The organism is Hymenobacter frigidus (assembly GCF_014640435.1).
Classification (GTDB): Bacteria; Bacteroidota; Bacteroidia; order Cytophagales; family Hymenobacteraceae; genus Hymenobacter; species Hymenobacter frigidus.
This window is the reverse complement of record NZ_BMGY01000038.1, coordinates 1-12,920: the sequence shown is the minus strand read 5'-3', so window position 1 is coordinate 12,920 and position 12,920 is coordinate 1. Positions and strand designations below refer to the sequence as shown.

The 12,920-nt window shown below is 58.7% G+C and carries 11 protein-coding genes and 3 pseudogenes; 6 read left to right on the top strand and 8 right to left on the bottom strand.

Annotation, left to right across the window (positions count from 1 at the left end):
* Nucleotides 1–35: 35 nt before the first annotated feature.
* Nucleotides 36–1,094: a DNA polymerase III subunit delta gene (gene holA / locus IEW17_RS16240; protein WP_229749061.1), complete on the bottom strand. Its 1,059-nt coding sequence runs from the start codon at nt 1,092–1,094 to the stop codon at nt 36–38.
* A 153-nt stretch (nt 1,095–1,247) separates the two neighbouring features.
* On the opposite strand from holA, the gene tyrS reads away from it, so the two are divergent.
* Nucleotides 1,248–2,558, top strand: a complete 1,311-nt coding sequence (gene tyrS, locus IEW17_RS16235; RefSeq protein WP_188563113.1) for a tyrosine--tRNA ligase — start codon at nt 1,248–1,250, stop codon at nt 2,556–2,558.
* Between the two features lie 215 nt (nt 2,559–2,773).
* Here tyrS and IEW17_RS21365 read toward each other — a convergent pair.
* A pseudogene (locus IEW17_RS21365) lies at nt 2,774–2,944 on the bottom strand (BF3379 family histone-like protein); the annotation flags it as partial.
* A 254-nt stretch (nt 2,945–3,198) separates the two neighbouring features.
* A complete protein-coding gene (locus IEW17_RS16225) occupies nt 3,199–4,446 on the bottom strand; it encodes an aminotransferase class I/II-fold pyridoxal phosphate-dependent enzyme (protein WP_188563136.1) in 1,248 nt (415 codons plus the stop codon).
* A gap of 216 nt (nt 4,447–4,662) precedes the next feature.
* On the opposite strand from IEW17_RS16225, the gene accC reads away from it, so the two are divergent.
* The 4 genes and pseudogenes from accC (at nt 4,663) to IEW17_RS16200 (ending at nt 8,388) form a co-directional block, all read left to right on the top strand.
* Nucleotides 4,663–6,174: an acetyl-CoA carboxylase biotin carboxylase subunit gene (gene accC / locus IEW17_RS16220; RefSeq protein WP_188563111.1), complete on the top strand. Its 1,512-nt coding sequence runs from the start codon at nt 4,663–4,665 to the stop codon at nt 6,172–6,174.
* Nucleotides 6,175–6,197: 23 nt separating this feature from the next.
* On the top strand, nt 6,198–6,932 hold the full coding sequence (locus IEW17_RS16215; protein WP_188563110.1) for a hypothetical protein: 735 nt from the start codon (nt 6,198–6,200) through the stop codon (nt 6,930–6,932).
* A 100-nt stretch (nt 6,933–7,032) separates the two neighbouring features.
* Nucleotides 7,033–8,094, top strand: a pseudogene (locus IEW17_RS16210) (IS701 family transposase).
* A gap of 42 nt (nt 8,095–8,136) precedes the next feature.
* A complete protein-coding gene (locus IEW17_RS16200) occupies nt 8,137–8,388 on the top strand; it encodes a transposase (RefSeq protein ID WP_188563107.1) in 252 nt (83 codons plus the stop codon).
* Between the two features lie 79 nt (nt 8,389–8,467).
* Here IEW17_RS16200 and IEW17_RS16195 read toward each other — a convergent pair.
* Nucleotides 8,468–8,623 (bottom strand): annotated as a pseudogene (locus IEW17_RS16195) (IS701 family transposase); the annotation flags it as partial.
* Nucleotides 8,624–8,710: 87 nt separating this feature from the next.
* Here IEW17_RS16195 and IEW17_RS16190 point away from each other — a divergent pair.
* Nucleotides 8,711–9,328: a thiamine phosphate synthase gene (locus IEW17_RS16190; RefSeq protein WP_188563105.1), complete on the top strand. Its 618-nt coding sequence runs from the start codon at nt 8,711–8,713 to the stop codon at nt 9,326–9,328.
* 4 nt (nt 9,329–9,332) lie between these two features.
* On the opposite strand, the gene thiH is transcribed toward IEW17_RS16190, so the two are convergent.
* From thiH to IEW17_RS16170, 4 genes are read right to left on the bottom strand one after another with little or no spacing between them, the layout of a single operon-like run.
* The gene (gene thiH / locus IEW17_RS16185; RefSeq protein WP_188563104.1) at nt 9,333–10,457 is read right to left on the bottom strand and encodes a 2-iminoacetate synthase ThiH; all 1,125 of its coding nucleotides are present in this window, start codon (nt 10,455–10,457) and stop codon (nt 9,333–9,335) included.
* A 1-nt stretch (nt 10,458) separates the two neighbouring features.
* Nucleotides 10,459–11,232, bottom strand: coding sequence for a thiazole synthase (locus IEW17_RS16180; RefSeq protein WP_188563103.1), 774 nt, complete (start codon nt 11,230–11,232; stop codon nt 10,459–10,461).
* Complete coding sequence (locus IEW17_RS16175) at nt 11,229–11,855, bottom strand: thiamine phosphate synthase (RefSeq protein WP_188563102.1); 627 nt, start codon at nt 11,853–11,855, stop codon at nt 11,229–11,231. The genes IEW17_RS16180 and IEW17_RS16175 overlap by 4 nt, the downstream gene beginning before the upstream one ends.
* Nucleotides 11,845–12,618, bottom strand: coding sequence for a hydroxymethylpyrimidine/phosphomethylpyrimidine kinase (locus IEW17_RS16170; protein WP_188563101.1), 774 nt, complete (start codon nt 12,616–12,618; stop codon nt 11,845–11,847). The genes IEW17_RS16175 and IEW17_RS16170 overlap by 11 nt, the downstream gene beginning before the upstream one ends.
* Nucleotides 12,619–12,920: the final 302 nt, after the last annotated feature.

Sequence of the window (12,920 nt, the reverse complement as noted above, 5' to 3'; positions counted from 1 at the left end):
ATACCCTCCTTGGTACGGCCAGTATCGGTCCCTTGTTACCCCAGCACCCCGGCCGGCACGTTGTGCAGAATCAGCCACACCAGCTCCCGCAGAATCTCGGCGTCGTCCATGCTCCCGCTTTCGATGCCCTTGCTCTGCGCATCGGCCCTTCTAATGTTGTGAATGAGGCCTACCACCCGCTCGGCCGGGTACACGCGCAGGGCCTGCTGGTACTCCTTTTGCGCGAAGCTGTTCATAATGCCCAGACTTTTAAACACGCCATCCGTCGGGTTGGGACCGGCCTGGTGCAGCACCAGCAGCTTGGTGAAGAAGTTGAAGAGCAGCGTCAGGTTCGGGATGAGCGGGTTGGCCTTGGGGTTGGCGGCGAAGTAGGCCAGAATGCGGTTGGCCTTGAGCACATCGCGCTGCACGAGGGCTTTTTGCAGCTCGAAAATATTGTAGTCCTTGCTGATGCCCACCATCCGCTGCACCAACTCCTCGTCGATGGGATGGCCGGGCTTCAGGTTCAGCACCAACTTATCCACTTCATTGGCCAGCCGGCCCAGGTCGGCCCCGATGTACTCGGCCAGCATGGCGGTGGCCTGCCCCGTGATTTGCTGGCCGCGCCCGCGCACGTTGGCCGTGAGCCACTGCGGCACCTGGTTATCGTAGAGCTTTTTGCTGGTCATGAGCACCACTTGCGACTCTTTGCCGCCCAGCAGCTTGCCCAGCTTCTTCCGGCTGTCCAGGGTCTTGTGCTTGTAGCAAAACACCAGCACGGTGCTGGCCAGCGGATTTTTCAAGTAAGCCTCCAGAAAAGGCCAGCTCCGCTCCTGCTCCAGGTCGGCCACCGTCTGGGCCTCTTTCACGATGACGACACTGCGCTCGGCCATCATCGGAAACCGCTTGGCCTGGCCCAGAATGCCCGTCACGTCTACATCCTTCCCGTAAACAATGACTTGGTTGAAGCTGCGCTCGTGCTCGGCCAGCACCGTTTTTTCAATCAAATCCGCCACCACATCAATATAGTACGGTTCCTCGCCCTGCAAAAAATACACGGGCTGAAACTGCCGCTGCTGGAGCTGCTTAAGTATCGCGTCGGCTTCGAGTATCAATGGGAGAGTGGCTGAATGAGTGGATGGGCGAATGGGTTGGTGGTTCCATTCTTTCGGGCTGGCAAAGGTAAAGCCGCCTAGTACCTTTGGGGCCACGTTTTGCGGGTGAATCATAATCCCATTCGCCCATTCACTCATTCAGCCATTCTCCCCTTGAATCTAATTGAAGAACTCACCTGGCGCGGCATGTACCACGACGCCATGCCCGGCACCGCCGAACACCTGGCCACCCACGCGCCCATCACCGGCTACATCGGCTTCGACCCCACGGCCGCCTCGCTGCACATCGGCAACCTGGCTACCATCATGCTGCTGGTGCACTTGCAGCGCGCCGGCCACCGCCCTGTGGCCCTCGTGGGCGGGGCTACCGGCATGATTGGCGACCCCAGCGGCAAGTCGGCTGAACGCAACCTGCTCGACGAAGCCACTCTGCGCCACAACCAGGCCGGTATTCAGGCGCAGCTGGAGAAGTTCCTCGACTTCAGCGAAGGCCCTACCGGTGCGCTGGTGGTCAATAACTACGATTGGTTCAAGGAAATTGGCTTCCTGGGCTTCCTGCGCGAAGTGGGCAAGCACCTCACCGTCAACTATATGATGGCCAAGGATTCGGTAAAGCGCCGCATCGGCGGCGGCGAAGAAGGCGACAGCAGCGGCATCAGCTACACCGAGTTCAGCTACCAGCTATTGCAGGGCTACGACTTCGTGCACCTCAACAAAACGCTGAATTGCACCCTGCAAATGGGGGCCAGCGACCAGTGGGGCAACATCACCACCGGCACCGAGCTCATTCGCCGCCTCGCCAACGCCGAAGACCGCGAAGCCAAAGCCTACGCCCTCACCGGCCAGCTCATCACCAAAGCCGACGGCACCAAGTACGGCAAGTCCGAAACCGGTACCGTTTGGCTCGACCCCAGGCTGACCTCGCCCTACCAGTTCTACCAATTCTTCCTCAACGCCGCCGATGCCGACGCCCCACGCCTCATCCGCGTGTTTACCCTGCTCTCGCAGGAAGAAATTGAGGCACTAGAAACCGAACACGCCGCGGCCCCGCACCTGCGCACCCTGCAAAAGGCCCTGGCCCAGGACGTAACCACCCGCGTCCACTCCGCCGAAGCCACCGAAGCCGCCATTGCCGCCTCGCAAGTCCTCTTCGGCGGCGGCGACCTCGCTTCCCTGGATGAAGCCACGCTACTCGATGTCTTTGCCGGTGTTCCCCTGCTACGCGTCCTCCGGGCCGATTTGCCCGACCTTAACGTTGCCACGCTGCTCAGCGACACCACGCTGCAGCAAATCTTTGCCTCCAAAGGCGAAGCGAAGAAGATGATTCAGCAGGGCGGCGTGAGCATCAACCGCGAGAAAATAGCCACGCCCGATGCCCATGTTGCCGCGCTAACCTATTTGGCGGGCAAATACCTGGTGGTGCAGAAGGGCAAGAAGAACTACTTCCTCATCGAGTTGGTCTAATTCCAGCCATCTGCCTTGGCACAAAAAAGGTCCCGCCAATCGACGGGACCTTTTTTGCTGTCCACAAAATCCGCCGAATTCGATAAATCCGCGCGAATCCGTGGTTCAGATTACTTCTTCTTGGCAGGAGCAGCCGCTTTCTTAGCAGCAGGAGCAGCCGCTTTCTTAGCAGCGGGAGCCGCTTTCTTAGCAGCGGGAGCAGCGGCAGCGGCACCCGTGTTTTTGGTGTTCTGCACCTCAGTGCGGAACGCCTGAGCCATCGTTTTCAGCTCCTGCATGCCTTTACGTACACGGGTACCGGCAGCGGCGTTCTGCTTCTCGTAAAATTTCGAAAAGTCGTCTTCGAGCGACATCACGAGGTCCTTCAGTTTGCCAAAATTGTTCATTGGGAATTGGGATTAGGTGTGAAAAATGGGTTTGTAGCGGTGTTAAGCCGGCTCTAATATACAGGGATTTCAAATGCATGCAAGTTTTTCGGATTTTTTTAAAAACCCCCTCCCCTGCTTAGAGAGGCCTATTTTGTTAAAAAAAAGGCCATTTGCGCACAATCATTGTCCGTAGTTCGGCTTAGAATAGTACAAAAACAAAAGCGCCGACCATCCTCTCGGATGACCGGCGCAAAGTGCCCTGACGGGCTGTTCTAGGCTATTTGGACCGGGACCGCAGCTTTGCTGTAAAGGCCCTTATCAAGCTTGGCGGCCATGGCTTCAAACGCCACAATCGTTTCCTGCACGTCGGCGAGCGTGTGCTTGGCCGTGGGGATAAGGCGGAGCATAATCACGCCCTTCGGCACCACCGGATACACGACAATAGAGCAGAAAATGCCGTGATTCTCACGTAAATCGAAGGTTAGGGCCGTTGCGTCCGACAATTCACCGTTCAGCAATACGGGCGTCACCGGCGACTCGGTGGTGCCAATGTTGAAGCCTTTTGCGCGCAGGCCGCTCTGCAGGGCCCGCACAATGGTCCAGAGCTGCTCGCGGTATTCGGGGTGGTCGCGAATCAGCTCCAGGCGCTTGAGCGCGCCGATTACTAACGGCATGGGCAACGATTTGGCGAAAATCTGGCTACGCATGTTGTAACGCAAATATTCAATCACGCTTTCTTCGCCGGCCACGAATGCGCCGATGCTGGCCATGCTCTTGGCGAAGGTGTAAAAAATTAGGTCTACGCCCTCCTGACAGCCCAAATGTTCGACTGTTCCGGCTCCGGTAGCGCCCAACGTGCCAAAACCATGAGCATCGTCGACGAAGATGCGGAAGTCAAATTTCTCCTTCAGTTTCACGATTTCCGGCAGCTTGCCGAGGTTGCCCGACATGCCGAACATGCCCTCCGTAATCACCAGAATGCCGCCGCCGGTTTCGTCGGTGAGGCGCTTGGCGCGCTCCAGCTGCTTTTCGAGGCTGGCCATATCGTTGTGATTAAACACAAACCGCTTGCCCTGGTGCAGGCGCACGCCGTCGATGATGCAGGCGTGCGACTCGGCGTCGTACACAATCACGTCGTGGCGGCTCACCAGCGCGTCGATAATGCTCACCACGCCTTGGTAGCCAAAATTGAGCAGTAACGCCGCGGGCTTGGTCACAAAATCGGCCAACTCGTTTTCCAGCTGCTCGTGCAGCGTCGAGTTGCCGCTCATGATGCGCGCGCCCATTGGGTAGGCCATGCCAAATTCGGTGGCCCCGTCGATATCGGCCTGCCGCACTTCGGGGTGGTTGGCCAGGCCGAGGTAGTTGTTGAGGCTCCAGGTGAGTACCTCCTTGCCTCTAAACTGCATACGGGGCTGGATTTGACCCTCCAACTTGGGGAAAGCAAAATAGCCGTGGGCGTAGTGCGAGTGCGAGCCCAGCGGGCCGCGATTGGCCGAAATCCGGTCGAAAATATCCACTGAAGAAACGGGAATAGGGTGAGAGTAAAATGCGGGGAAACGGGCAGTTGGGGTGCTGATGTGATTACCCAGTTCTGGTCTAATCACAAAGATAACCCCAGGCTGCGGTTGTACATAATTTGGGCTTCTCAACCGGCAAATGGCCAGCAGGTTTGCGGCGAGCGTGCAGTTTGGGACTTTCTTTGTGTTCTTAACACGTCCCGCCCAAGAATTCCGATGAAAAAAATCACCAAGCTGCTCGTCGCTAACCGGGGCGAAATTGCCCTGCGCGTCCTCCGTTCTGCCAAGGAAATGGGCATTGCCACCGTGGCCATTTACTCCGAAGCCGACCGCAACGCCCTGCACGTGCGCTACGCCGACGAGGCCGTGTGCGTAGGCCCGCCCGCCTCCAAAGACAGCTACCTGCGCGGCGACAAGATTCTGGCGGTCTGCAAAGAGTTGGGGGTCGATGCCATTCACCCCGGATACGGTTTCCTCTCCGAAAACGCCGGGTTTGCCCGCGCCGTGCGCGAAGCAGGCCTGATTTTCGTCGGCCCCAGCCCGGAAGCCATGGAGATGATGGGCGACAAGCTCTCGGCGAAGCAGGCCGTGAAGGCCTACAACATCCCGCTGGTACCCGGTACCGATGAGGCCATTTCCGACGTGCCTGCGGCCAAACTCATTGCGCAGGAAGTAGGCTTCCCTATCCTTATTAAGGCATCAGCCGGCGGCGGCGGCAAGGGCATGCGCATGGTGCACAACATCGACGAGTTTGAGGAACAGATGCAGCTGGCCATCAACGAGGCGGTGTCGGCCTTTGGCAACGGCGCGGTGTTCATCGAGAAGTTCGTGACCGGCCCGCGCCACATCGAAATTCAGGTGCTGGGCGACGAGCACGGTCACATCGTGCACTTGTTCGAGCGCGAATGCAGCATCCAGCGCCGCCACCAGAAGGTGATTGAGGAAGCGCCCTCCTCGGTGCTCACCCCGGAACTGCGCGCCCAAATGGGCCAGTGCGCCGTAGACGTGGCCCGCGCCTGCGCCTACACCGGCGCCGGAACTGTGGAGTTTCTGCTCGACGACAAGCACAACTTCTACTTCCTGGAGATGAACACCCGCCTCCAGGTAGAGCACCCCGTGACGGAGCAAATCACGGGGCTCGATTTGGTAAAAGAGCAAATTCGAGTGGCCCAGGGCGAGCCCCTCGCCTTCTCGCAGGCCGACCTCACCATTACCGGCCACGCCCTAGAGCTGCGCGTGTACGCCGAAGACCCGCAAAATAACTTCCTACCCGACATCGGAACCCTAACCACCTACGTGCGCCCCCAGGGCCCCGGCGTGCGCGTCGATGACGGCTTCGAGCAGGGCATGGATATTCCGATTTACTACGACCCGATGATTGCCAAGCTGGTCACCTTCGGGGCCGACCGTGCCGAGGCCATTGCCCGCATGCTGCGCGCCATTGAGGAGTATCAAATCACGGGCATCGAAACCACGCTGGGCTTCGGCCGCTACGTGCTGACGCATCCCGCCTTCGTGAGCGGCGATTTCGACACGAACTTTATCAAGGACCATTTCACGCCCGCCACCCTCGCCCCATCAGCACCGGACGAGGCCACGGCTAAAGTAGCCGCCGCGCTGGGCGCCCTGCTGCTCAGCGAGAAGAAACCGAAAGCGGCTGCCGCAACTGGCGAAACGGCCGGCGCGGAGGTTTCGGGCTGGCGCCGGAATCGGTTGGGTGTGCGGTAGCCCAACGTTTTATTACACCCTATATGGAGGACAATTTAAATAAATCCTTAATTGCCTCAGTAGCCTCTGATTTAACACCGGTGACTGTTGATTTAATAGAGGTTGTATTCGACTCTCTTTTAAAAGACGGCTTCTTAAAAGACATGCCTTTCGGCAACACGATTATTTCCCTCATTAAAACGGGAGCGAATATGCGTGAACGAATATTTGCGAAGAAGCTTTTCAAATTTCTCTTTGAGTTGAAGTCCATCCCCCAACTCGAACGCATTCAGTTTGCGGAACGCCTAGAGGATGATGAAGAAACGAGAAACTCTGTTGGAGAAAAAGTATTAACTATACTTGACAAATTAGATGACAATGGGAAAGCATCCATGGTTGGAAAACTATTTAGAGCTTTCATTCATCAATGCTTTGATTACACTACCTTCTTAAGGCTATCTTATATAGTCAACAGGTCTTTCACTTCAGATTTGAACTCACTGGGTTCCTGTTTTTCACTTGATAAACATACCTACAATTTACCCTTGCAACTTGGCAGCAAATTGCATTCAATAGGTCTAGCGGAAATCAAGATAGTGTACGATACACATGCAAACACTTTGTTTGAAACAACTACAGGCAGAAAACGTGATGAATTAGCGTACAGATTTGAATACGAATTAAATCATGATGCTTATGCAATAGTCAAAGAGTTGTATAACATAGCTTGGATTAAATATGGCGAAGATGCCTATCCACGATATAAGACTCAGATTTAATTATAGCGTGTAAGCTCCCCCTGTAAGTAGGCCAGTCAAAAGTAGAGAGGAGTAGTAACTGATGTTACGCAGTAGTTTTCCGGTCTAAATACGCTTTTCGATGGCCTGCACCCTGGATTTATACACGGATTACCTCATCAGCTCAACGGGCCAAACGTCGGCCACAGGGCTTTCCCGGCTCTTCGATGGGCAGCTGAGCCACGACCAGGTGACGCGCTGGTTGAGCAGCGTGTACCTGGATTCGCGCCAGGTCTGGGCCCACGCCAAACCGCTCGTTCGACGCGCCGAACAGGCGTTGGAAGCGGCTGATTTCGCCGTGCTGGTCGTCGATGATTCGATTCTGGAAAAGGCCCACACCGACCCCAATGCCCTGCTCTGTACGCACTACGACCACAGCCTGGGGCGGTATGTGAAGGGCCTCAATTTCGTCAGCCTGCGCTATGTAGCCGGCTCGCTCTCCGTGCCGATTGCCGTGGAGCTGGTGGAGAAAACGCAGGCTGTAACGGACCCTAAAACGCAGAAAGTGAGCCAGAAAAGCCCGCTGACGAAGAATGAAATGCTCCGCGCCATGTTGCGCGTCGTGCAGCAACAAGTGGCCTACCGCTACCTGCTGGCCGACAGCTGGTACGCCTCGGCCGAGAACATGAACCAGGTGCGTGAACTGGGTCACGACTTTATTTTTGCCCTGCCCACCTCGCGCACCGCCGCCCGGAGCGAAGTGGCACGCGGCAACGGCGAGTTTCAGGCCCTTGATACGCTGGTTTTCCCAGAGGGGCAGCCCCTGCGCGTCTGGCTGCGGGGCGTCGCGGAGGCGGTGCTCGTGGTCCGGCAAGTCTTTACAAACAAGGACGGCTCGCAGGGGGTGTTATAGCTGGTCAGCAGCGATACAAGTTTGACCTGGGAACAAGTGACGATAATCTATCAGAAAAGGTGGAAAATTGAGGAGTACCACAAATCGCTCAAGCAAAACACGTCGATGGGCAAGTCGCCCACGAAAACCGTCGAAACGCAGGCCAATCATTTCTTCTCTTCTATCCTGGCTTACATCAAGTTAGAAAAATTAACGCTGCGATTAGGCATCGGCCATTTTCGCCTCAAAGCCCAACTTTATTTGCGCGGACTCAAAGCCATGCACTACATGTTGACCAAAATGGCTGCGTAACATCAGGTAGTAACTTTTCACTTTCTCTATTTTTAACTGTTCATGAAAAAGAGTCGCTTCAGCGAAGGCCAGATTCTGGGCAGTTTGCGCCAACAGGACCAAGGCCAGACCGTGGCCCATATTTGCCGGGAGCACGGCATTAATGGCCCTGCCTTCTACAGTTGGAAAAGTAAATTCGGGGGAATGAGCGTGAGCGAGTTACAGCGCCTCAAGCACCTGGAAGACGAAAACCGCCGCCTCAAGCAACTCTACGCCGAGTTGAGCCTGGAACATCAGGTGATAAAGGAGGTCTGACGTGAACCAGACAGCCACTGGCAACCGATAACCAATAGCCCGTTTAAACTTTTAGACCAAATTTCTAACCAAGGCTAATGACCACGCCCCGCGCCTCCTGCCACGCGGTGGCCGCGTTGGGTTCGAGCCGGTGCAGCAGGCGCGTGAGTTCGTCGTGCACCACCACGGGCCCGACGTGGACCCGGGCGACTTCCGTGCCGCTCACCGCGGTAAGGCTGGCTACCAAAAGTTGAATTTATTCCTCTGCCGCCACCTTCGGCCTGTTCATGCCCACAGTTAATTCGCATAACCAACTGCGCAAGCCCTAGCTCTATCATCCACCATGTCTTTTTCCTTACTCATTATTTCCCCCGAGCAGCGACTGGCGTCTGAACCTCAGGTGCTGGCGCAGCTATTCGCGGCGGGCCTGACAACTTTTCACGTACGCAAACCCAGCTGGACGCGGGCCGAACTGGGGGCGTACCTGAAGGCTATTCCAGCGCAGTACTACCCCCGCCTTGTGCTGCATACGCACTACGAGCTGGCGTTGGAGTACCCGCTCAAAGGCATTCATTTAACAACCCGGGCGCGGAAGGAACCCGGGCTGGGCCGGCTGTTGCGCCAGTTGCGGGGCCGCAGCATCTCCGCCTCGCTGCACAGCCTGGCCGAAGTAGCGCGGCACCGCCGACGCTATGATTACGTTTTCCTGAGTCCGATTTTTGACAGCACCAGCAAAGCTGGTTACCGAAGTGGTTTTAAGTTGCCTGAAGTGCAGCAGGCGCTGGCTGCCTGGCAGCAGCGCCGCCAGTATCGGCCGCGCGTGGTGGCCCTGGGGGGCATCACCCCCGCTACGTTGGGGTGGGTGCAGCAGGCGGGCTTTGCCGGGGCCGCCGTGCTGGGCGGTATCTGGCAGCAGCCCGACCCGGTGACGGCATTTCGGGCCTTACTGGCAGAAATATAGCGGCTTACTGGCTTGGGAAACTCATCAGGGCGTTATCCCAGTCCTTCCACACGGGCTCGTAGCCCTGGCGGCGGAGCATGGCGGCAATTTCGGCCGGGCTGCGCTCGTCGGAAATCTCGAACTGCTCCAACGACTCGGGCGCTACGGCGTAGCCGCCGGGGTTGGTCTTGGAGCCCGCGCTGATGCTGGTGATGCCCAGCTTCACGACGTGGTCGCGGAAGGCCGGGCTTTCGCGGGTCGAAATCGACAGCTCGACTTCCTCGTTGAGCAGGCGGTAGGCGCAAATCAGCTGCACCAACTCCCGGTCGCTCATCTCCACTTTGGGCGGCAGCATCCCCTCGGCCGGCCGCAGGCGTGGGAACGAGAGGCTGTATTTGGTCTGCCAGTAGGTACGTTCCAGATAGCCCAGGTGCAGGGCGGTGTAGAAGCTGTCGGTGCGCCAGTCTTCGAGGCCGATAAGCACGCCCAGCCCCAGCTTGTGGATGCCGGCCCGACCCAGGCGGTCGGGGGTTTCTAGGCGGTAGTGAAAGTTAGACTTTTTGCCCTTGGGGTGGTGCTTTTTGTAGTCCTCCTGGTGGTAAGTTTCCTGGTAGACCAGCACCGTGTTCAAGCCTTCCGGAATCAGGCGCTCGTACTCGTCCTGGTCGAGCGGCTGCACTTCCATGGAGAGGTGGGCGAAGTGCGGACGCAGCGTGCGCAGGGCTTGTTCCAAGTAATCCACGCCCACGGTTTGGTTGGCCTCGCCGGTCACCAGCAGCACATGGTCGTAGCCCCAGCCTTTGAGCACGGCGGCCTCCTGCAAAATCTCGACGCTGCTCAGGGTTCGGCGGCGAATTTTATTATCCAGGCTGAAGCCGCAGTACGTGCAGATATTCTGGCATTCGTTGCTCAGATACAGCGGCACGTAGAGCTGCACGGTATTACCGAAGCGCTTGCGCGTGGCCGCCTGGCTGAGCTGGGCCATCTGTTCCAGGTAGGGCGCGGCAGCGGGCGAAATCAGGGCCTTGAAGTCTTCGAGCGTGCGCTTGGGCGCGCGCAAGGCCTGCTCCACGTCGGCCGCCGTCTTGGCGTAGATGCCGGCCTTCACCTCCTCCCAGGGATGGGCCTCGAAAATGGGTCGAAAGCTCATGTTAATCCAGAAAAGACGTGAGAGGGCTGCTGGCTACGGCATGGGCCCGCGGAGCGGCCAAGCGCGCTTCATAGGCCAGGCGGCCCGCCTCCACGGCCAAGCGAAAGGCGTGGGCCATGGCCACCGGGTTGCCGGCCACGGCAATAGCCGTGTTCACCAGTACGGCATCGACTCCCATCTCCAGGGCCGCCGCCGCGTGCGAGGGCGCTCCCAGGCCGGCATCGACCACGACCGGCACCCGGCTCTGGTCGATGATGATTTCCAGAAACTCGCGGGTCAGCAAGCCTTTGTTGGAGCCGATGGGCGCGCCCAGCGGCATCACCGCCGCCACGCCCACTTCCTCCAGGCGCTTGCACAGCACCGGGTCGGCGTGCACGTAGGGCAGCACCACGAAGCCGAGCTTCACCAATTCCTCAGCCGCCTTCAGGGTTTCAATCGGGTCGGGCAGCAAGTACTTAGGGTCGGGGTGAATTTCGAGCTTGAGCCAGTTGGTTTCCAGCGCCTCACGGGCCAGCTGCGCGGCGAATACCGCCTCTTTAGCCGTGCGCACGCCCGAGGTATTGGGCAGCAAATTGAACTGCGGATGACTCAGGTGACGCAGCAAATCATCCTCCGGGTTGGTCACATCCACGCGCTTGAGTGCCACGGTGACCAGCTCCGAACCGGAGGCCAGCAGGGCTTCCTCCATCAGCGCGGCCGAGCTGAACTTGCCCGTGCCGGTGAACAGGCGGGAGGTAAATACCCGGTCGGCGATGCGCAGGGGTTGGGTTTTCATATGGAAGTGGGCAGCGCCTGAACGTGGTTGACAAACAAGGTGGCCGCCGCCACGGGGTCGGCGGCGTGGGTGATGGCCCCGGACACGGCCACGCCGTGCAGGCCCGTGGCCAGCAGCGCCGGCACGTCGGCCAATGCAATGCCGCCAATGCCCACGATGGGTACCGTCAGGCCCGCCGCCCGGACCTGAGCCAGCAGCGCCTGGTAGCCCGCCAGGCCCAGAATTGGACTCAGGTTCTGCTTGGTGGTGGTGAAGCGAAACGGTCCCAAGCCGATGTAGTTCGCACCCGCTGCCGTCAGCTGCTCGATGTCGGCAAACGTGTTGGCGGTGCCGCCAATAATGAAGTCCGGTCCCAGCAGCTGGCGAGCCTCGGCCGGTGCCATATCCGTCTTGCCCAGGTGCACGCCGTCGGCCCCGATGGCGCGGGCCAGCGCCGGGTTATCGTTGATGATGAGCACGGCACCGTAGCGCCGGCAGACGAGTAGCGTAGCCCGCGCCGCCTGTTCCCAGGCTTCGGGCGAGGCGTTTTTTATTCGAAGCTGTACCCAGCGAACGCCGCCGGCGCAAGCCGCTTCGGCCTGCGCCGGGGTGGCGACCAGGCATTGGAGCGTGCTAATTTTCATGCGGGAGAGAGTTGTGGAAATGATACCCCAGCAGGCTGGGGTTGCTGGCCAGCACGGTGGCGGTGTAGGCCTTGCCCACGCGGCAGGCGTCGGCCAGCGCCGCGCCCCGGGCCAGCTGCGCCAGGATGGCGGCCGACAGCACGCAGCCGCTGCCGTGCTTTTCGCCGTGGGGCAGTCGCGGGGCCGAAAAAGCCTGCACCGCGCCCGACCCAAACAGTAGGTCCGTGGCTTCCGCCCCGGCCGCGTGGCCGCCTTTGAGCAGCACCGGGCACCAGGCGCTGACGGCTTCGGCAGCAGCTTCGGCGGTAGGGGCCGGCCAGAGGCGCAGCACCTCCGGCCGGTTGGGCGTGAGCAGGGCCATCTCGGCACACAAAGCCCGCAGCAGCTCGGGGTCGGGCCGCTGATGAAACTCGAAGCCGGCCGTGGCCTTCAGCACCGGGTCCCACACGAGTTGCAGGCGCGGGTTCTGACCTTTCAGCCAACGAGTTAGCTCCAGCAGCTGGGGCAGGCTTTCAAACAGGCCGATTTTTATAAAGTCAATCGGGAAGCGCGCCAGCAGCAGCCGGATTTGGTCCCGAATGTCGGCTGGCGCTACCCAGCTCACCCGCTCAAACGTGACGTCGTTCTGAATAGTCAGGGCCGTGCACACGCCCAGACCGTACACGCCGTTGGCCTCCAGCGTTTTGCAATCGGCCAGCAGGCCCGCGCCGCCGCTGGGGTCGAAGCCGGCAATGCTCAGGGCGCAGGGACGCGGGGTGGACATTAGTAGAAGAAGTGTGCTAAGTGCCAAGCCCTAATTAAACGAACAATGAAGCCGGTATAATCACTTGGCTATGAGAACAAAAGCTGACAGCTATTAGCTAAAAGCTAGTGGCTTGGCACTTATTATTTGAACGTCATGCTGAACGAAGTCGAAGCATCTCGCTCGCTTCGTTAAACGATTGGATTACTTCCCCGAGCGAGATGCTTCGACTTCGCTCAGCATGACGTGGCTTTTTGCTTAGAAGCTGTTTGAGTTAATTTTGCAAGATGGATACCTCCGCTATTTTGACCCGAAAGTTATAT

Bases quoted from the DNA above. Each gene is read 5' to 3' on its own strand.
- accC (WP_188563111.1), top strand. From the start codon at position 4,663: ATGAAAAAAATCACCAAGCTGCTCGTCGCTAACCGGGGCGAAATTGCC.
- IEW17_RS16180 (WP_188563103.1), bottom strand. From the start codon at position 11,232: ATGAAAACCCAACCCCTGCGCATCGCCGACCGGGTATTTACCTCCCGC.
- IEW17_RS16175 (WP_188563102.1), bottom strand. From the start codon at position 11,855: ATGAAAATTAGCACGCTCCAATGCCTGGTCGCCACCCCGGCGCAGGCC.
- IEW17_RS16200 (WP_188563107.1), top strand. From the start codon at position 8,137: ATGAAAAAGAGTCGCTTCAGCGAAGGCCAGATTCTGGGCAGTTTGCGC.
- IEW17_RS16190 (WP_188563105.1), top strand. From the start codon at position 8,711: ATGTCTTTTTCCTTACTCATTATTTCCCCCGAGCAGCGACTGGCGTCT.
- thiH (WP_188563104.1), bottom strand. From the start codon at position 10,457: ATGAGCTTTCGACCCATTTTCGAGGCCCATCCCTGGGAGGAGGTGAAG.
- IEW17_RS16170 (WP_188563101.1), bottom strand. From the start codon at position 12,618: ATGTCCACCCCGCGTCCCTGCGCCCTGAGCATTGCCGGCTTCGACCCC.
- IEW17_RS16215 (WP_188563110.1), top strand. From the start codon at position 6,198: ATGGAGGACAATTTAAATAAATCCTTAATTGCCTCAGTAGCCTCTGAT.